Below are 19,903 nucleotides of genomic sequence, written 5' to 3'. Positions count from 1 at the left end.
ACCGGGCAGGAGGAATCGGCAATGGCGTTGCTGGCCGCCGATGCGGACATGGCACTGGTGCGCATCCGCGATCTGGCAGGTCGGACGCGCGGTACGGGGTTCCTCGCGGACCACGACGGCACGGTCGTCACCAGCCATGAGGCGGTGGACGGGGCGGAGCGGCTGCTGCTGCAGCCCATGCTGCACTCCACCGCCACGGCCACCGGCGCCGCCGGATGGGCCCGACCGGTGGAGCCCGACGCCGTCACCTCCCTCCCGGAGACCGGCCTCGCCCTCCTGCGGACCGAGGGCTTCCGGCAGCGCCGCCTTGCGCCGCTGCCGCTCGCCACCCGCCGCCCGGCCGCGGGCACCCCCGCACGGCTCTGGGCGGGCGGCTGGCTGGACGGCACGGTCGTGGGACCCGGCTCGGGGGTGGCGTACACGGCCACGGACCGGGTCCATCTCCTCGACGACACCCTGGAGTTGAGCCTGTGCGCGGGCGGCCGGGAGGCCCTGCGGCTGGGCGGCCCGGCGGTCGGCGGACCGGTGCTGGACGCCCGCACCGGCGTCGTCCTGGGCGTACTGGGCACCGCGCTGCACAGCGGGCGCCGGGCGGGCGGATTCGCGATCGGGCTGCGCGCGGCCGCCGACGCCGCGCCCGAGGGGGCGCTCGCCGCGCTGCTGGCCCGCAACGCGGCGACCGTTCCCGCCTACGGCGACGAGCTGAACCCGGCCGGCGCGCTGCGGCTCACCGGGGTCTGCGCGGAGGCGGCGGAGCGGCCGCGCCGGTGGCGCGAACCGGTGGAACGCCCCGACGTACGGGCCGAGTTCGCGCACTTCCTGGGAGGCGACAAGGAGCCCAGGGCGCTGGTGCTGGCGTTGGTGGGGGACCCGGGCACGGGGCGGAGCACGGAGCTGGCCCGGCTCGCCGCCCGGCGCGCCGCGGGCCCGGAGGCGGCGCCGACCGTCCGGCTGCGCGGCGCGGAGCTGCGGGCCGACGACGACGGCGTACGCGACGCGGTCGCACGGGCGCTGCGCGACGCGGGCCGGACCCTGGCCGCCTCGGGCCCCACGGCCGGCGACCCGGCGGACACCACCCCCGACGCGCTCGCCCACCTGGCGGCCGCGTCCGGCCGCCCGCTGCTGGTGCTCCTCGACGGGCCGGAGGAGATGCCGCCGCGGCTGGCGCAGCCCGAGCGGCTGGCCGCATGGACCGCCGCGACGGCCGAGTGGCTGCGCACGGCCGGTGTGCGGCTGGTCGTCGCCTGCCGCCCCGAGTACTGGGAGCGGGCCGGTGCGCTCTTCCCGCCCGGCCTGCTGCACCACCCCCGCCACCCGCTGCCCGCGCTGCCCGCCTGCGCCGGGATCGGCGACCTCTCCAGACAGGCGGCGGAGCGCGCCCGCGGCCTCTACGGCCTGCCGCCCGGCGCACCGGCCGCGCCGGACGCCCGGCACCCGCTGACCCTGCGGCTGCTCGCGGAGGTCCAGGCCGCGCTCCCCAAGGGCGACGCGGCCCAGCCGCGCCCCGACGGGCCGGCGGCCATCGGCGCCCCCGACCGGCACCAGATCTTCGACGCCTATCTGGACCTGGTGTGCCTGCGGATCGCCGTACGGATCGCGGCCGCACGCCCGGCTGCGCCGCGCGGCACCGCCGTGCGCCGCCTGGCCGCCCGGGTCGCCGGCCAGGTGCACGAGGCGGCTCGCCGCTGCCTGGGCTCCGGGCCGGGCGCGCTGGAGCCGGCGTGCTTCGAGGAGGTCTTCCCCCGGGAGACCGGCTGGGCCGGCGCGGTGCTCGCCGAGGGGCTACTGGTCCCGGCCGGCCCCGGATACCGTTTCGCCCACGAGGAGTTCGCGGAGTGGCTGCAGGGCGCCCACACCGACGTCGATCTGCTGCCCGTCCCCGGTGGGCATCGCATCGGCCCGGCCATCGAGGCCCTGCTGCTGCTCGCCCGGCGCCGGGGAACGGTACAACTGGCGTTTCGGCTCGCCGAGTTGGTGCGGCTCGCCACCGCCCCCCAACCGGTCGGCGGACAGGCCGCGGACGGCCGCCGGTGGGCCGCGCAGGTCCTGGCCGGCGCACTGCTCCGGGCGCCCGACGCCACCCCGTACACCGGCGTGCTGCGGCTGCTCGCCGACCGGATCACCGAGCGGTCCCTGAGGGCGGGCGGCTTCGACCGTACGGACCTGACGGCGTTCAGCCCGTGGTTCTGGGCCCGGCTGGTGCTCCCGGAGGAGGACCGGATGGATCTGCTGCGCCGCCTGATCCCGGCCGACGGGCCACCGGCCGGGGCGGTCCGGCCGCCCGCCGCCGCCCCGCCCGCCGGCCGCCACCCCTTCGCACAGCCGCCCCGGGTGCGGGTCCACCCGGCCCCCGGGGAGACCGCCGAGGAGGCACCGCCGGAAGAGCCCGCCGAGCCGCGGCCGGCGCGCTTCCTCGACGCCGCGGCCGATCTGCTGCGCGCCTGCCCCCGGCGCATCCAGCCCCTGCTGTGCGGCTGGTTCGACGACCCCCGCCCGCTGCCCCGCCCCGGTGCGGCGGCGGACGGCCGGCCCCGCCCCGTCGCCCGCGAGGTCACCGTCGCCGTGGCCGCCCAGGCCCTGCTGCACACCCACCGCCGGGGCGCGCTCGACGGGCTCCTGGAGGCGCTGGTGGCGGCCGCGCACCCCAGGGGCGACGAACTGCTGGACGCGCTCGCCGAGGACGAGCCGTCGGCGCTGTGCCGGGCCGTCGGCCGCTGGGCGCACGACCAGCGCCCCCAGCGCCGCCTCGCCGCCGTGTCCTACGGCCTGCGGGTCGCCCCGTACGCCAGCACCGACGCCGACCGCGCGATGCTGCGCCAGGCCGCCCTGCGGCTGCTGTCGCGGGCCGCCGACGAGGCCCACCACGGCTCCGCGCTCGCCCTGCTGGTGGGCGATCCGGTGACCCGCCCCTGGTTCCTGGACCGGGCGCTGGCCCGCTTCGTGGCGGGCGATCCGCAGCTGCCGCCGACGGCCTTCACCGGCGCCCTCGCCGACCACCCCGAAACGGTGCTGGCCGCCTTTCGCGCCCGGCTGGTCGAGGGATCGGGCCCGCCGGTGGCGGCGGCGCTGCTGCGGATGCTGGCCGGCCTCGACGCGCCGGAGCTCGCCGGGCACGCCGCCGCCCTGGTCCGCGCCTTCGCCGGCCGGTGCCCGGACCGCGCCGCGCGGCCGGTCGCCGAGTTCGTCGCCCACCGGCTCGAACGCGGACCGGCCGCCCGCGCCGCGCTCGGCCCGCTCGCCGTGGAACTGCTGACCGGCTACCCCGCGGCGGTCCGCTGTGCGCTCGCCGCCGTCCTGGCCGAGCCGGGTTCCCTGGACTCCGCCCCGCTGCGCCGCGACCTGCTGGAGGTGCTGCTGGCGCGGGAGGCGTCGGGCGCGGCGCCGGGTACTGGGCACCCGGGGGGCGAGCCGGACACCCGGGTACTGGAGGCGCTGCTGCGGGCGGCCGCCGAGGGCGCGGAGCGGCGGCCGGAGGCCCGCACCCGGGAGCTGGTGCACCGCACCGGGACGCTGCTGGCCCGTACGCCGGAGGGGGCGGCCTGCTTGGAGCGGCAGCTGGTGGAGCTGGGGCACCGGGTGCCCGGCTTCGCCCAGCGGCTCCGGCACTGGGTCGCGGCCGAGCCGGGGGAGTGGGCCGCCGTGGTGGGGCCGGGCGCCCGGGCGACGCTCGCCGCGACCCCCGGCTGACCGGCGTCCCGGCGGGAACCGGAACGCCGTGGTCCGGTCCGCGCGGGCCCGACGGACGGCCGCTGGGCCACCCTTCGCACGAAGCACCACCCGCGGCATGGCAGTCTTAGACCTGCGCCATGCCGACATGGCGCAGAGGACTGACCAAGAGTTCGGGCGAGGAGCGGGCACAGTGCAGCGCTGGCGTGGCTTGGAGGACATCCCCGAGGGCTGGGGACGCAGCGTCGTCACCATCGGCTCGTACGACGGAGTGCACCGCGGCCACCAATTGATCATCGGGAAGGCCGTCGAGCGGGCCCGCGAGCTGGGGATCCCGGCGGTGGTCGTCACCTTCGACCCGCACCCGAGCGAGGTCGTACGGCCCGGCACCCACCCGCCGCTGCTCGCGCCGCACCACCGGCGCGCGGAGCTGATGGCCGATCTGGGCGTGGACGCGGTGCTGGTCCTGCCGTTCACCAAGGAGTTCTCGAAGCTGGCGCCCGCCGACTTCGTGGCCAAGGTGCTGGTCGACAAGCTGCATGCGCGGATCGTCGTCGAGGGCCCCAACTTCCGCTTCGGGCACAAGGCGACCGGCAACGTCGACACCCTCGCCGAACTCGGCGCCACCTACGACTACACGGTGGAGGTCGTCGACCTCTACGCGAGCGGCGCGGCGGGCGGCGGCAGGCCGTTCTCCTCCACGCTCGCCCGCGGGCTGGTCGCCGAGGGCGATGTGGCCGGCGCGATGGAGGTCCTGGGGCGGCCGCACCGCGTCGAGGGCGTCGTCGTGCGCGGCGCCCAGCGCGGCCGTGAACTGGGCTTCCCGACCGCCAACGTGGAGACCCTGCCGCACACCGCGATCCCGTCCGACGGCGTTTACGCGGGCCTGCTCCAGGTCGAGGGCGAGGCGATGCCGGCGGCCGTCTCGGTGGGCACCAACCCGCAGTTCGACGGCAAGGAGCGCACGGTCGAGGCGTACGCCATCGACCGCGTCGGCCTGGACCTGTACGGGCTGCACGTCGGCGTGGACTTCCTCGCCTACATCCGCGGCCAGGAGAAGTTCGACACGCTCGACGCCCTGCTGGAGCGGATGGCGGTCGATGTGAAGCTGGCCCGCGGACTCATCGCGGCGGCGGTCACGGCCGACTGAGGGGCCACCGACACCCTTGGCGGGAGTTCCTTTTCCGGGTGTTCCCTTGTCGCGGGTTCTGTTCCCTGGCGGGCTTTTTCCTGTGGGCACATTGGGGCGTGGTCTTGGCCCTGCATGCTCGTGTCCCTGCATGCTCTTGTCCCGCGTGTTCTTGGTCCTGCGTGTTCTTGTCCCGCGTGTTCTTGTCCCCGCGTGTTTCTTTCCTGCGTGTTTCTTTTCCCCTCCGCCCACCCCCCTTTCAGGGGGGTGGGCGGGTGTAGTGGAGTGGTCGCGTCGCGGTCGCAGTGCGGTCGCGCGCCTGAAGCGCGGTACTCCGCTCCCTCTCCTGGTGCCAACTCGGCCGATTCCAGGCAGAGTTCGGCCGACACCGGTTCGCTCGTTCGACGTATGCCGTGGTAAGGCGTATGACGTGGTGTGACGCGCCATACGGTGTGACGCGTACGGGAAGTAACGCCATACGGGATGCAACGCCCAACGGGGCGCAACACCCAACGGGGCGCAACGCCATAACGGGCGCAACGCCATAACAGGGCGGGCCCGGCACCTTGTTCGGTGCCGGGCCCGCCCCGTATCGCGCTAGGCGCGCCTCACTGCGGAGGCGGCTGCTGCTGCCAGCCCTGGCCCAGGCCCGGCTGTTCCGGCGCAGGAGCGTCCGGGGCGGGCTGTTGCTGCTGCCAGTGGGCCGGCGGCTGGCCGGGCTGCTGGGTCCAACCACCCTGCTGCGGCGGGTAGCCGGCCGGCGGCTGACCCTGCTGCGGGTGCTGCTGACCCTGCTGGGGCTGGCCCTGCTGCGGGTGTCCCTGTTGCGGGTGCCCCTGCTGGGCGGCGTACTGCTGCTGCGCGTACGGGTCGCCGCCCATCTGCTGCTGGGGGTACATGCCCTGCGCCTGCTGCGCCCGCGCGAAGTCCTCGGCCACCAGGGCGGAGAGGTTGAAGTACGCCTCGCGGGTCTTGGGCCGCATCATGTCGAGGTCGACCTCGGCACCGGCGGCCAGATGCTCGTCGAAGGGGACGACGACCACACCGCGGCAGCGGGTCTCGAAGTGCGACACGATGTCGTCGATCTTGATCATCTTGCCGGTCTCGCGGACACCGGAGATGACCGTGATACCGCGCTGCACCAGGTCCGCGTAGCCGTGCGCGGAGAGCCAGTCCAGGGTGGTGCTGGCGCTGCTCGCACCGTCCACGGACGGGGTGGAGATGATGATCAGCTGGTCGGCGAGGTCGAGGACGCCGCGCATCGCGCTGTAGAGCAGACCCGTACCCGAGTCGGTGAGGATGATCGGGTACTGCTTGCCGAGGACGTCGATCGCCCGCCGGTAGTCGTCGTCGTTGAAGGTCGTCGAGACGGCCGGGTCGACGTCGTTGGCGAGGATCTCCAGACCCGAGGGGGCCTGCGAGGTGAACCGGCGGATGTCCATGTAGCTGTGCAGATGCGGGATCGACTGCACCAGGTCACGGATCGTCGCACCGGTTTCGCGGCGCACCCGTCGGCCGAGCGTGCCGGCGTCGGGGTTGGCGTCGATCGCCAGGATCTTGTCCTGCCGCTCGGAGGCGAGCGTGGAGCCGAGGGCCGTGGTCGTGGTGGTCTTGCCGACACCGCCCTTGAGGCTGATCACGGCGATCCGGTAGCAGGACATCACCGGTGTACGGATCAGCTCCAGCTTGCGCTGCCGCTCGGCCTCCTCCTTCTTCGCACCCAGCTTGAACTTGGACGGCTGGGCGTTGGCGCCGGGCTTGCGCTTCTTCGGCTGGTTGCGCAGCAGCCGGTCGGAGGTCAGCTCGACGGCGGCGCTGTAGCCGAGCGGGGCACCCGGGGCGGCACGCTGCTGAGGCTGCTGCTGACCCGGCTGCGAGTACGAGGCGTAGTTCGCCGCGGCGTTCGGGTCACCGGCCTGCTGGCCGGGGAGCGGCTGGTACTGCTGCGCCTGAGCTGCCTGCTGGGCCTGTTGGGCCTGAGCTGCCTGCTGGGCCTGCTGCGCTTGCTGGGCCTGAGCGGCCTGCTGCGCGGCGGCCTGCTGCTGTGCCTGCGCCGCCTGCTGCTGGCCGTACCCGGCCTGCGCCTGCTGGCCCTGCTGCGGGTAGCCCTGCGCACCGGTCTGCGGGTAGCCGTACGCACCCTGCTGCGCGGGGGCGTTGGGGTGCTGCTGTGCCTGCTGCGGGTGCTGCGCCGGCTGCTGGGCCTGCTGCGGGTACCCGTACGCGGGCTGCGGATAGCCGTATGCGCCCTGCTGCTGCGCCTGCTGACCCTGCTGCGGATAGCCGGCCTGCTGCTGGGGCTGGCCCTGCGGGTAACCGGCCTGCGGCTGGGCCTGCTGGGGCTGCTGCTGGACCGGTGCCTGCGGGTGGCCCTGCTGGGGCTGCTGGGCGGCCTGGGGCTGCTGCCCGGCCTGCTGCTGGGCCTGGGCCATCCGCGGGTCCGCGGGCTGGAACTCCGGCGGCAGCGGCGGCAGTCCGCCCTGCCCGGGCACGCCCTGCTGCTGACCGTCCGCCGCGGCACCCCACGGAGCGCCCTGCTGCGGCACTCCCTGCACAGGCGCCGCCTGCTGCGGCACGCCCTGCTGGGGAACGCCCTGAGGGGCGGTCTGCTGCGGTGCGCCCTGCTGCTGGGGGATGCCCTGCTGCGGCGCCCCCTGCGGCTGCTGCTGGCCCTGGGCGGCCTGCACAGGCTGCGCGGGCTGCGCCGCGGCATCCGGGCCCGGCTGGGCAGCGGCAGTGGCCTCAGCGGCCGGCGCGGCGCCCTGGGCCGGGGAGTCGGCCGGTGCGACCTCCGGCTGCGCCGCCTCTTCGGACGGCGCGGCCTCCGGCTCGGCCGAGGTGGCGGCGTTCGGCTCGTCGTCTTCGTCGTCGTCCCAGAGCGAGGCCGAGGGGTCGACGGTGCCCGAACGCTGATTGCCCGAACCAGCGTCGCTGTTCGCGGCCGGCGCGGTGTCCGCGGGAGCCTCCGGCGCGGCCTGGGGAGCGGCGGCCGGTGCGGCGCCACCGTCGTCCTGCGGGCGCAGCGTCGGGAAACCGGGCGGCGCGGCGTCCACGGGCGCCGGGGCCGCCGGCGCGCCCTGCTGTGCGACTCCGGGAACCGGCGCACCCTGTGCGGGCCCCGCCATCGGCTGGCCCGTGGGCGGCCCGGGGGGCTGCGCCGCGGCGGGCGGAGTGGTCGGTGAAGGCGCAGGAGGAGCCGAGGGAGAGGCCGTGGCGCTCGCGCCGCCACTGGTGTCGTTGCTCGCGTACCAGGCCGGAGCGGCAAAATCGATCTTGAACTCGCCAGTCAGGTCGAACTCGGACTGGTCGTCGTCAGGATCGTTTCCGTCCGGCCGGAAAGCCTCCTGCTCGTTCACTGTGCCTCCTGGTGTACTGCAACGCACCTGAACGGCAGGACCGGATACAGGCGGATCGTTCGGGTGTAGCGGAAGTCGGAACACACCACCCGGGGTTGCGCCAACACTAACTGTCTCCATCCCCGTGTCGACTGCCGTCGTGCCGTGCTCCTGCGGCTGTCCCTTACAGCCTAATCAACAGTCGGCCCATAACGGCAGTCGATGTCATGTCGTCTTCAAGCCCCTTCGGCACACACGCACGGGCGCATCCTCGGATGCGCCCGTGCGTGTGTGCCCGCGGCCGGTTGGGTGTGCGGAGCGCCGGGCGCCCGGGGGCAACCGGCCCGCGCTGCCGGTCAGTCCATACGGCGCGGCCCGCCGAGCAGGTTGGTCTCCGCCTCCGTCGGCTGGGTCATGACGAACTGATGGCTGCCGTCGCGCGAGCACCACAGCATGGCGTTGTCGCTGAGTGTCGGCAGCACCGCGCCGACCTGCTCCGGCAGTCGCATGATTCGCGTCACAACCTCCGCCTCCTCGGGCGAAAGCCGCTGCAGACCGACCAGATCGGCGCGGCCGAGCATCTGCGGCGACCGCGGTCCGAGGAACGGCAGCACGGTCAGCACCGACTGCCAGGGGCTCGGGGCGAGCTGATTGCGCGGCGGACGCGCACCCATGTCGCGGATGACCAGCACGGGGCTGGAAACCGACGGTCCCTGCGGCGCGATCTGGCGCACGTCGTGCACCGACACGCACTGCTGCCCGCCGCCCGCGCTCTGCGCCATCTGGCCCCAGGCCGGCGGACGCGCCGTCTCGACCGCGACCCGGGCGCCGATGGCGACCGTGCGCAGCGCCAGCACCTGCGCCATCCACATGCTGCCGACCAGCGCGATCTCCATCGGCGCGGGGCGCAGCAGGCTCAGCACGGCGGGCTGGTTCTGCGGATCGATGCCGATGATCACGCCGTCGTCGCCGACCGGCAGCGTCAGCGCGCCGAGCGACTCGGCCGTCAGGACGTGCGGGCTGCGCCGCGGACCGCGCAGGCCGTAGCCGGGCCGGAGCTTCGGACCGGTCGGACCGGACTCGTCCTCTTCCGGACGCGGCTGGTGGTTGAGCCGGCGGGCGCCGCCGGCGCCGGCCAGCGGGGGGTTGCGCCAGCCGTCGCTGGTGGCGCGGGGCTGATACGTGGGAGAGGCCATCAGCGGGTACCTCCGAGGGGGAGCGTGGCCAGCAGGCCGGGCAGCTGTTCGCGGTCGAGACGTACCAGCCCGACCTTCACGGAACTCGAACGGCGCTCCAACTCGGTCTGTGCGGCGGAGAGTTCGTTCTCACTGCGGGTGGAAAGGCGGACGTAGCCCGTGATGGCGGGAGCGCGGCCACCGCCGTGGGTGGCGGTCAGCGCGAAGGTGCTGGCCATCGCCCGGGTGCTGGTCAGCAGCTGGGTGACGGCCGCCAACGGCGCACCGCCCTGGCCCAGCTGGGGCCACCGGCCGATCCAGTACGTGGAGTGCCAGCGGTCGTCGCAGCGCAGCGCCCGGGTCGTCTCCTGGGTACGCCGGGCCGCCCGGCCGTCGCGCCCCATCGCGCCGTTGGCGGCCCGCGGGCTGACGCAGACCGCGGTGCCGATCGCGGCCACGACCTCGCGCTCGTCGAGCACCCTGGCCCGGACGCCGTGCGCGGTCAGCCGGCTGACGAGCTGGTCCGCGGCGCGCAGCAGCGAGCGCTTGGCGCCCTCCATGCCGCCGCCGCGGGCCTCGATGGCCTCCGAGCACAGCTCCGGGTCGAGCTTGAGCGCGATCCACGTCAGCTGGACGGCCGGGGTCTGGGACTGGGCCTGCAGCGGCGCGTACGAACGGGCCGCGACGGCCTGTTCGGGCAGGTGCGGCGCCGGCGCGGGCTGGGTGTACTGCACGAACTGCACCGACTCTAGGTGGATGTCCTCGATGTCGAGGGCGGTGTGCAGCACCTCCAGGGGCAGCATGTGGCTGCCGCGCTGCGGTCGCAGCGGTTCGTCGCGGGCGTCCACCTGCACGAGGGCCGTCAGGAACGTGCCGTCGCCGACGAATCCGATGGCGCGCTGGTCCGCCTCGGTCGTGTACTCGTAGGTCCGCAGCGCCGGTTCGCACTCCACGACGGGTGCGAGCGCCGGGTCGACGCCCTGTGTGGCGGCGAGCGCGGCGGTGCTGTCCTTGCCGCGGCGCTTCATGGCGCGCACCGTCGTGATCCACTCCGGCAGCGGGATCTTGCGGCGCCGGCCGAGCGCGAAGACGACCAGCAGGGCCGCCACCACGATGGCCGCGGTCAGCGCGGCGGGGTGGATCGTCCAGCCGACCAGCACCAGTGCGGCGGCGAGTTCGATGATGGCCAGCTGCTGAACGCGGACTCCGCCGATCGTTCCGGCCTGTTGGCGCAGTCGCGGTGCCACCGGACCGGCCGGGCGGGCTCCGGAACCCCGGCCGCCATTTCCTCTATTGCCCTGCGCTGTGCCGTTTTGGCCAGCATTTCCCGCATTCTGCGGTGCAGCGGAAGGCTGTTGCTGCTGTTGCCGCCCATTGCGGCGTCGAGCCCTGGTGGCGCTGGACATCCCCCGGCCTGCTCCTCTACTGGTGATGTGGGCCTCTAGGCGTATCGGCCGCCGCTGAGACTGGTGCGTTGGAAGGTGGCACCCGTACCGTACGGGTCGATCGACACACGGCATAGTAGAGGGCGCTACGGCGTGAGTGCCGGGGGCGGTTCGATGTGGATCCAACACGCGGGGAGAGAAAGCAAACAATGGCATCACGTCGGGACGAGCTGAATGCGTATTCGTTCGCTCGAAAGCGCACGAATGCGGCATTTCTGAAGCCGCTGCCGAACGGTTCGATCGAAAGCGCTCCCAGACCACTGAAGGCAGTCGTGCCGAGCATCGTGGTGGGCGTCCTGATTCTGGTCGGATTCGGTGCCTGCGGCATCATCAAGCCGGTTGCTCCGCAGGGGTGGGACGAAGTCGGGTCGAATCTGCTCGTGGGGAGCGACTCCACCACGCGCTATGTGGTGCTGCCCAACACGGACCCCTCCAACGGCCAGAGCCACAAACTGCTGCACCCCGTCCTGAACCTCGCATCGGCGAAGCTCCTCCTCAATCCCGATAAGTTCAACGTGGTGAAGGTCAAGGAATCCGAGCTGGACGGCAAGCTCGCGCACGGCCCGGCCATCGGTATTCCGTACGCGCCCGACCGGCTGCCCACCGCCAAGGACGTGGACAAGCCGAAGTACTGGGCGGTGTGCGACCGTCCGGGAAGCGGTGAGAAGAGCAAGCCCCAGCAGGCGGTGTTCGTCCTGGCCGGCAAGGACAAGGAACTCGTCGACGACCCCAAGAAGGGCAAGCTCGACCTGCACGGGGCGCTCTACGTCGAGGACCCCAACGGCAAGCGGTGGCTGGTCGACCAGTACGGCATGGCCTTCGAGTTCGACGCCACGCTGGGCGGAAAGATCGCGACGGCGCAGAGCCCGGAGAAGACCAACCTCGATCTCCAGCGCATCATCTTCGGGGAGAACGCCGAACCGCAGAAGGTCACCGCGGAGTTCATGGCGACACTCATCAAGAGCCCGGTCCCGATCGCCATGCCCCGCATCGCGAATGCCGGTAAGCGGACCGTCGCCATGGGCGTGCCGGACAAATTCCAGACGATCGGCACGGTGCTGCAGACCAACGAGGGGCAGCAGAAGTACGTCGTCCAGGCCGACGGCGTCTACAAGGTGTCGAACTTCGTCGCGAAGCTCCTGCTCGAAGGCCAGAACGCGAAGGACATGAACGCGGGCGGCGGGGCGCTGAAGGCCGAGAACGTCTCCACCTCCAGCATCTCGCCGAAGCAGGACGACTCCGGCCGCGCCCAGTCCTTCCTGGGCAAGATCCCGAGCACCGACATCGACATGCCGTGGCCGACCGACGTCGTCTCCGCCGCGAACGACTTCAAGAACGAGTCGTCCGGCGGCCTGGGCTCGCCCACGGGCGCTGGTGTCTCCTGCAGCGTCTACAAGGGCACCAACACCAAGCTTCCGGGCGAGGCCAACAAGCTGCTCGGGCACCCCAACGGTGTGCCGAACATGCAGACCTGGGTCGGCAAGGACTACCCGGCCAAGATCGCCCCGGGCGCCGGCTCGTACGTCACCCCCGGCAGCGGCCTGCTGTACCGGCAGGTGTCCGCCCCCTCGGCCAAGTCCGGAAGCCTCTTCCTGGTCACCGACACCGGCCTTCGCTACTCCATCCCGGAGAACAACGACGGCGGTAACAAGGCCGGTAAGGCGGACCAGGAACAGGGCCAGTCGCAGCTCCACCTCGGCTACAAGGGAGCGCACCCGCCGCTGATCCAGAAGACCTGGTCCGAGCTGCTCTCCGCGGGCCCGGCGCTGGACGTCAACAGCGCCAAAAAGCCGCAGTCCTCGTGACGGGCCGAGGTCGCGCCGAAATCCGTTCAGGGGTTTCGGCGCGGCCTCTTGCCGTAGGGCGGCAGCGGATCTCACGGCGATCTTCTCTATGTCGGCGACTTTCCAGATCCGACCGATAGCGCCGCATCTGCCCGAATTCACCGAACGGCATTAACTGGGCCGGGAGTTGACAATGTTGTGATCCCGTCACAAGACCCCGCCCCCCTGTTGGGGACAAGGGTGCGGAGTGGTTAAAGTGGTCGAAGGCGTCAGCAGGAGATGCCGACCACGCAAGCCGGCTAGCCGGTGCGGCGCGGAAAACGTACGAGTCTCATGGGGGACGTTGACTATGGCTGGTCAGCAGTACACAACCACCGAGGAGGAGATGGTCGCGTTCAGCGGCAAGATCTCCTCGGTCAACCAGTCGATCCAGGGCGAGATCTCGCGCTTGAACACGGTCGTCGACACCATCACGTCTGGGTGGAAGGGTGCTGCGGCCTCCTCGTACAACCAGCTCCAGTCGCAGGTGAACGAGGACGCCAACCGTCTCAACCAGCTCCTGGGTGAGATCAAGGAAGCGATCGACGAGACCACGAAGAACTACTCCGCCTCCGAAGAGGAGCAGGCGCAGTCGATCACGCACATCTCCGCATCGGCTTCCCCGTTCGGATGATGGGGCCGCGTCGCTGACCGCGGCGCACGGCTCAGTCGCCGCAGTGCGGGCCAGTCGGCGGTAGCGCCGCCGGCCCGCTGCGGTACGTGAATCGACCAGCATCATCAACTCCTGAGGAGACACCATGTCAGGCCAGATCCTCGTCAATTTCGCGACGATCTCGCAGGCCAGCTCCGACGTGCGCGGTACGGCCAACAACATCCGCCAGCAGCTCGACGACCTCGAGGCGGGCGTCAAGAAGATCGCCGCCAGCTGGGAAGGTGCGGCGCAGGAGGGCTACCAGGCCCGCCAGCGCGAGTGGGACCAGCGCGCTGCCTCCCTGCACTCGACGCTTGAGGCCATCGCCAAGGCGCTGGACCAGGCCGCTCAGAACTACCAGGCGACCGAGCACAAGAACTCCGGTATCTGGGGAGCCTGAACCTCGCGCCTAGCGCAGGTACGGATGGCGATCGGCTGAGCAGCCCCGAAGGCTCGCACAGTGGTCAATGAGGGCGAGCGCGCTGCACCAGTGCGCTCGCCCTTCTGCCGTCCGCACTCCGCCTCATCAAACCTCCACCCGTTCACCTCATTCTCCGCCGTCTATTCACTTTCTTCTCCCCACCCCTCGCCCCGCCTATTCCGCCACACATGGAGAGCAGACAACCCGTGGGATCTCGCGCCATTGGTCATCGAACCGGGCACCGTCGCCGAGCGGCGGGCGCACTGGTTACGGCGGCGTGCATTGTCGGACTGACGAACTTCACCGCCGCGCCGGCGGTCGCGGACGAGAACGTGCCGCTCAACAGCGGTGATTGCAAGTTCGGCGCCGACAACATCAAAGAGACCCCCTGGTCGCTGCAGCGCCTTCTGACCAATCAGATGTGGGCATCCACCAAGGGCAAGGGCATCCGAGTCGGGGTCATCGACACGGGTATCGATGCGGGCAACAAACAGCTCCAAGGCGCGATCGGCAGCGGCGGCATTTCGCTCGTCAAGGGCAAGCCGACCGACGACAAGGTCGGCCACGGAACCAAGGTGGCGGGCATTATCGCCGCCCACCCCATTGCGGGTTCCGGTTTCTACGGGATCGCGCCCGAGGCAAAGGTCATTCCGTACCAGCAGACCTCGGAGGAGAAGGCCGGCACCGCCGACAGCCTCGCCAAGGCCATCCGGAAGGCCGTCGACGAAAAAGTCGACATCATCAACATCTCCCAGGGAACCGGCGCCAACCGAGCCCTGCTGCCCACCCTTGAGCAAGCGGTCAGCTACGCCGAGAAGAACCACGTCCTCATCGTCGCCTCCGCGGGCAACGGTGGCGCCGACGGCGGCGAGAAGAGCATGTACCCCGCCGCCTACTCGGACGACTACACCAACGTCCTCGCGGTGGCCGCCTCGGACCGCAACAACGAGCGCGCGCCCTTCTCCCAGTCCGGAAAGTTCGTCCAGATCGCCGCACCGGGCGTCGACATGGTCTCCACGGTCCCCGACGGCGGCAACTGCGTCGACCAGGGCACCAGCTTCGCCGCGCCCTATGTCACGGGAGCCGCGGCCCTGCTGAAGGCGAAGCACCGGGACTGGAGCCCGCAGCAGCTCATCTGGCACCTGGAGCAGACCGCCGAGCGCGTGAACCGGGACCGGAACGACTTCATCGGCTGGGGCGTGGTCGACCCGGTGGCGGCCCTCAACGACGACACCGAGCCCACCGCCCCACCGCAGCCGGACAAGCCCTCCGAAGTGGCTGACGGCTCCAATATCCACCCGGCCGCCGTCACCATCGGTGAAAGCCCCGAGGACCGGCGTGCCCGCATTTCCATCTACATTGTCGGCGGTGGACTTCTCGCCGTCGGCACGGTAGTTGGCACCGCCATCGCGCTCCGCGACTGGCGTCGAAAGACTGGTTTGAGAACACACGGGGAGGCATAAGCCATGGCTCAGGGGCAGTACGGCGTTGATCTGGACGCCTTGGACCAGGTCATCAAGGAGCTCAACCATGTCCTGAAGGAGATGGGCGACTCGAAGAGCACTGCCAAGAACAGCACCTACCTGCCGAAGGGGTCCCTGGGGAAGGGGTTCAAGGAGGAAGGGCAGCTGTATCAGGCTCACGACCTGATGAAGGGCGACATCGAGCGGCTGATCGACATGGTCGAGGGCCTGGTCGACCGGTTTGGCAAGAAGTCGTCCAAGGTCAGGGGCGCGTACCAGGACGCCGAGGCGGACAACACCGTCGGCATGAAGTGACGTCAGCGGGCTGGTCGTAGTGACAGAGAGAACGTGTTCGATGACGGAGTGGGGGACAGCAGATGTCAGCGAAGGACGCTGAGTTCAAGCCCGCAGAGGTTGAGGTACCGAAGAAGCCTGAGCCGGCGCCCAAGGGCTCGGGTGCGGCTTCGGAGGAAAGCTATGAAGTCGGCCAGAGCCGGCCTCAGTTCACCAACCTGAGGCTGAACCAGGTCAAGGCGCTGGTCGAGGGCGCCGACCCGGGCGAGGTCGGCAATGTCGCCGAGGGGTGGAAGAAGGTCCGCGTTTCGCTCGTCGGTGACGACTGGAACAGCGGCATCAAGAAGAAGTTCGACGATGCGGTGACGAAGGTCCTGCAGTCCTGGCACGGCCAGTCCGCCGACCAGTTCGCGGCCTCGGCGCAGAAGATCAGCAACAACTTCGCGAAGCTCGCGGCGTACCCGCACAACACCGGCTACGTCCTTGAGCAGATCAGCGATCGGCTGAAGGAAGTCAAGAAGGCCGTCGAGGCCGTCGAGGAGCCGAGCTGGCTGGAGCGCAAGGCCGACCGGCTCAACGACCTCGCACACTCCGACACGGGCAAGGCCGGCGCCATCGGCTCGATGCTCCCGGGCGGGAGCTTGATCGTCGGCGGCGCGGCCAAGCTCATGGGCGCCGGCGACGGTCGGGACGACTCGCAGCTGAACGCCGACCTGGCCAACCCGAAGAACTCCATCTACGACGCCATGAACAGGAATCGCGGCAACCTGTCGATCGACAGGGAGCGCGAGCTTGAGGCTGCCCATTACATGGAGCAGTTGGCGACGACCTATCGGTCGGGTGTCACGGCTATGGGGAAGCCGCCGCTGGGCGGTGGCGGGGGCCGTGTCCAAGACGAGGTTCCGAACCACGACACTCCCAACATGCCGATCCCCCCGATCGCCCCGTATGGCCCGCCTCCGTCCGGCCCGAAGGGCGGCACTTCGATGCCGAAGATGCCGGACATGAAGGGCGGCGGGTACACGACTCCGCCGGCAATGGAGGCGCCGCGCCCCAACGGTATTGACGGTGGGATCGGAAGCATCCCCAAGGCCCCCGCACCTCACGTGGGTACCGGACTTGATGGCCTCTCAGGGGGCACCGGTCTCGGTACCGGAGGCGTCGGTGGCGGCGGCGTCGGTGGCGGTGTAGGCACCGGTGGCTTGGGCGCAGGCGGCGGCGGTGCCCACGGTGGCTCGGGTCCGGGTATCGGCACCCCTGGTATGCCGGGCATGGGCGGTGGCGCTGGTGGCGTCCGGGGCGGCGGCGCCGGTGGCGTACGGGGCGGTGGCGCTGGTGCTGGAGCGGGCGCCCGTGGTGGTGGCCGTAGCGGTATGCCGGGCATGGCTGGTGCTGCTGGAGCCGGAGCCAAGGGTGGCGCCAAGGGCGCGGGCGCGGGCGCGGGTAAGGGTGGCGCACTCGCTCGCCAGAAGGGCGGCATCATCGGCGGCAAGGCCGGCAAGGCCGGGGGCGGTACGCAGGGAGGCTCGGGTCTGCACCGCAGCCGCGGCGGTACGCAGCAGGGCGCCGCAGGTGGCCGCCGTCCGGCTGGAATGATGGGCGGAGCCGGTGCTCACGGCGCCAAGGGCAAGGACAAGGCCAACGAGAACGGACAGCGTCCGGACTACCTGGTAGAGGATGAGGAGACCTGGACGCCGGAGCGTAATGTGGCGCCCAAGGTCATCGAGTAGGACCCTGTCGGTCGCGATCCGACACACGGCGGAATCGAAGTGGGGCCCGCAGTCCTCGGGCTGCGGGCCCCACCTTGCTAGGGAGAGGTGTAACGGCATGAGCTTCACGCGTACGCTGCGTGCGGTCGGCAGCGCGGTGGTGGCGGGAGCGCTGCTCTTCGGCTCCGCCCCGGCTGCTTCTGCGGATCAGATCAGGAATGATCAGTGGCCGTTGAAGGCATTTGACGCCGAAAGCGTGTGGAAGGTATCGACGGGCAAAGGCGTCACGGTCGCAGTGATCGATGACCCCGTGAACGCGGACCACCCTGACTTGAAAGGCAATGTCCTTCCGGGGAAGGACATCGAAAAGGGTGGGCCCGCTAACCGAGAAAGCCTGAACAATCACGGCACATCGATGGCTTCCATCATTGCAGGCCATGGGCATGGTGCTGGCGGCTCGCAGGGCGTAAAGGGGCTGGCCCCCGACGCCAAGATCTTGCCAGTGGCGATTCCTGCCGAAGATGACGTGCCGGACCCAAACGCCGGCGATAGTCTGGCCGAGGCGCTGCGATACGCTGTCGACAATGGCGCGTCGGTAATCAACCTGTCGGTTACCTTTCCTGTTCTCACTGAGAAAGAGAAGGAGGCCCTTGCCTATGCCATCAAGAAGAACGTCTTCGTCGTGGCTGGTACGGGCAACGACGGGCGGGGGCGCCTTGGCGAGCTGGCAGCCTACCCCGGCGTAGTTGCTGTTGGTGCAGTCGACAAGGCGGGCAAAGTGTGGGAAGGGTCGAATTACGGCCCGGCAACTATGCTCACCGCACCTGGAACGCTCATTCGGTCCGCAGGAGCTAACAAGCCGTATGTGCTGGCCAATGGTACGTCTGACTCGACAGCCTACGTCTCCGGTGCCGCCGCGCTCCTCCGTGCCAAGTTCCCCGACCTCACCGCCGGTCAGATTGCTAACCGCCTTGTGAAGACGGCTGGCCTCCCGGCTGGTAAGGAGGGAATGAAGCTCCCTGACCCGCACTACGGTTACGGATTCATCAAGCCGTACAGCGCGCTGACCAAGGACATTCCGGCCGGTTCCAAGAATGGTCCGCTGAAGACTCCCAAGACGGAGCCGTCCACGGCGACCGGTGGAGCGACTGTCGCAGGATCGTCCGGCAGCGGAAACGAGCAGGCGAGCAGCCAGAAGGACAGCGGTCTTGGCATGGGCGCCATCGTGGGAATTGCGGTGGGCGTTCTCGTAGTTGTCGGAATCATTGTCCTCGTCGTGGTCCGGCAGAAGAAGAACGGCCGCAACGGTCCGCCGCCCGGTGGGTTCGGTGGACCTGGCGGTGGCGTCGGGTTTCCGCCGCAGCCGGGTGGCCCGTACCAGCAGCAGGGTGCCTACCAGCAGCCGGGTCCGTATCAGCAGCAGCCCGGCGCTCCGGGGGCTTATCCGCCGGCGCCGCCCACGCAGCCTCCGGGGCAGTGAGGTCTGTGCGGTCGGCAGCATGAGAAACGTGCAGTGACCAGGTGTGGGGCCGCAGTCATGGACTGCGGCCCCACTCTTGTGACGGCGAGTCCCACCTGTGTTGAGTGAAAAGTTCAGAGCAGCGCGATGGGCCCGCAGGCGATAAGCCTGGGGCCCATTTTGGGTGTGGGGGTGCTGGGCGCGGGGGCTCCTGTTCAGCCGAAGACTGAGCGGACCTCGTCCGTGACGCCCTGGTGGCGGGTGGCGGCGCCGCCGGTTCGGCGGTCGACGTGGCGTTGGCCCGCGTCCAGGCCGCGGTTGGTGAGGTCTTCCTTGGCGTGGTCGACGTAGGTGCCGGGATCGGCGAGGCTGGTGACGCCGTCCACGTACTCCTGGGCACCTTCCTTGACGCCGTCGACGTATTCGCCGGCCTTCTTCTTGCCGATGTCGGCGGTTTCGCCCCAGTCGATTCCGTCGCGGGCGCCGAAGTGGCTTTCGATGCCCTGCTGGGCGACGTTCTGGCCCATCTCCGTGGCGGCTTCCTGCGCCTTGGCCTTGCCCTCTTCGACGATCTTGTCGCGGGCGATTTCCTTGGCCTGGGTGACGACCTTGTCCTTGACGGTTTCCTTGACGGTCGTCTTGATGTAGTCCGCCGCCATCTTGCGGGCTTCCTTGGAGACGGCCTTCTTCGCCAGTTTCTTGATGGCGTCCATGGTGGCGTGTTCCATGGCCTTGGTGGCCGCCTCCATGACCTCGCGTTTGATCTTGTCGAGGATCTGGCGGACGATCACGCGGGTCGCCTGTGTGGCGCCGGCGGCGCCGAGTTCGGAAAGCCCCAGGGTGAAGGGGGCGGCGGCCTGCGCGGCGATGATTTCGGCGGCAAGGACGACGAGCTGGACGATGACCGCGATCTTGCCGGCGAGAACGGCGATGGCGGCCGCATCGAAGGCGACGGCGATAATCTCGGCCGCCGCGGCGGCGTCACGGAGGTAGTTGTCCCCGCTGTCGCCACCGCCGGAGTACGAACCCCATTCGTTGGCAAAGCCCTCGATCGCGTCGCCGGAGTTGGCGGAGAGTACTTCATTGGCTGCCGAAGAGCCCGAGGAGGATGCCTGGTTGACCGACTCGGCGAAGTTGCGCCAGACCTGGGCGCATTCATGGAGCTTGTCCTCGTCGGCGTCCGGCCAGTTGTAGCCGAGCAGGTCCAGGACCCAGGCTACCTCGCTTGGCAGCGTCAATGACACAGTGATCGTCCCCCGTGCGGTTATTGCCGATTGCGGTGTGGAGCGGCGAAGGCGGGAATGGGGCGGAGAAGGGAGTGGGAGTGAGCGA

The 19,903-nt window shown here is 70.6% G+C and carries 13 protein-coding genes; 9 read left to right on the top strand and 4 right to left on the bottom strand.

From position 1 onward, the window contains the following. The first annotated feature begins 21 nt into the window (after positions 1 to 21). Both ACZ4NB_RS23525 and ACZ4NB_RS23520 read left to right on the top strand, forming a co-directional pair. On the top strand, positions 22 to 3,687 hold the full coding sequence (locus ACZ4NB_RS23525) for a trypsin-like peptidase domain-containing protein (protein WP_467664440.1): 3,666 nt from the start codon (positions 22 to 24) through the stop codon (positions 3,685 to 3,687). Positions 3,688 to 3,859: 172 nt separating this feature from the next. After that, positions 3,860 to 4,816: a bifunctional riboflavin kinase/FAD synthetase gene (locus ACZ4NB_RS23520; RefSeq protein WP_467664438.1), complete on the top strand. Its 957-nt coding sequence runs from the start codon at positions 3,860 to 3,862 to the stop codon at positions 4,814 to 4,816. Positions 4,817 to 5,403: 587 nt separating this feature from the next. Here ACZ4NB_RS23520 and ACZ4NB_RS23515 read toward each other — a convergent pair. The 3 genes from ACZ4NB_RS23515 to eccE form a co-directional block, all read right to left on the bottom strand. After that, positions 5,404 to 8,151, bottom strand: coding sequence for an SCO5717 family growth-regulating ATPase (locus tag ACZ4NB_RS23515; RefSeq protein ID WP_467664436.1), 2,748 nt, complete (start codon positions 8,149 to 8,151; stop codon positions 5,404 to 5,406). Between the two features lie 335 nt (positions 8,152 to 8,486). Continuing rightward, complete coding sequence (locus tag ACZ4NB_RS23510) at positions 8,487 to 9,326, bottom strand: hypothetical protein (protein ID WP_467664434.1); 840 nt, start codon at positions 9,324 to 9,326, stop codon at positions 8,487 to 8,489. After that, complete coding sequence (eccE, locus tag ACZ4NB_RS23505) at positions 9,326 to 10,552, bottom strand: type VII secretion protein EccE (RefSeq protein WP_467664432.1); 1,227 nt, start codon at positions 10,550 to 10,552, stop codon at positions 9,326 to 9,328. The genes ACZ4NB_RS23510 and eccE overlap by 1 nt, the downstream gene beginning before the upstream one ends. A 347-nt stretch (positions 10,553 to 10,899) precedes the next feature. Between eccE and ACZ4NB_RS23500 the strand changes: the two genes are divergently transcribed. The 7 genes from ACZ4NB_RS23500 to ACZ4NB_RS23470 all read left to right on the top strand — a co-directional run bounded on the left by ACZ4NB_RS23500 (position 10,900) and on the right by ACZ4NB_RS23470 (position 18,592). Continuing rightward, on the top strand, positions 10,900 to 12,555 hold the full coding sequence (locus ACZ4NB_RS23500) for a type VII secretion protein EccB (RefSeq protein WP_467664431.1): 1,656 nt from the start codon (positions 10,900 to 10,902) through the stop codon (positions 12,553 to 12,555). 328 nt (positions 12,556 to 12,883) lie between these two features. Continuing rightward, positions 12,884 to 13,207: a WXG100 family type VII secretion target gene (locus tag ACZ4NB_RS23495; RefSeq protein WP_384442253.1), complete on the top strand. Its 324-nt coding sequence runs from the start codon at positions 12,884 to 12,886 to the stop codon at positions 13,205 to 13,207. 124 nt (positions 13,208 to 13,331) lie between these two features. Next, positions 13,332 to 13,625, top strand: a complete 294-nt coding sequence (locus tag ACZ4NB_RS23490; RefSeq protein WP_384442256.1) for a WXG100 family type VII secretion target — start codon at positions 13,332 to 13,334, stop codon at positions 13,623 to 13,625. Between the two features lie 227 nt (positions 13,626 to 13,852). Further along, complete coding sequence (mycP, locus tag ACZ4NB_RS23485; protein ID WP_467664429.1) at positions 13,853 to 15,109, top strand: type VII secretion-associated serine protease mycosin; 1,257 nt, start codon at positions 13,853 to 13,855, stop codon at positions 15,107 to 15,109. A 3-nt stretch (positions 15,110 to 15,112) separates the two neighbouring features. After that, on the top strand, positions 15,113 to 15,424 hold the full coding sequence (locus ACZ4NB_RS23480) for a hypothetical protein (protein ID WP_393493659.1): 312 nt from the start codon (positions 15,113 to 15,115) through the stop codon (positions 15,422 to 15,424). A gap of 62 nt (positions 15,425 to 15,486) precedes the next feature. After that, positions 15,487 to 17,133 carry a WXG100 family type VII secretion target gene (locus ACZ4NB_RS23475; protein ID WP_467664427.1) on the top strand — a complete coding sequence of 549 codons (1,647 nt, stop codon included), beginning with the start codon at positions 15,487 to 15,489 and terminating at the stop codon, positions 17,131 to 17,133. A 97-nt stretch (positions 17,134 to 17,230) separates the two neighbouring features. Next, on the top strand, positions 17,231 to 18,592 hold the full coding sequence (locus ACZ4NB_RS23470) for a S8 family serine peptidase (protein ID WP_467664426.1): 1,362 nt from the start codon (positions 17,231 to 17,233) through the stop codon (positions 18,590 to 18,592). Positions 18,593 to 18,786: 194 nt separating this feature from the next. Here the strand turns inward: ACZ4NB_RS23470 and ACZ4NB_RS23465 are convergent, their stop codons facing one another. Further along, positions 18,787 to 19,815 carry a WXG100-like domain-containing protein gene (locus ACZ4NB_RS23465; protein ID WP_467664424.1) on the bottom strand — a complete coding sequence of 343 codons (1,029 nt, stop codon included), beginning with the start codon at positions 19,813 to 19,815 and terminating at the stop codon, positions 18,787 to 18,789. Between the last annotated feature and the right edge of the window lie 88 nt (positions 19,816 to 19,903).

The organism is Streptomyces sp. NPDC026575 (assembly GCF_055567415.1).
This window is presented reverse-complemented; position numbering and strand designations above follow the sequence as displayed.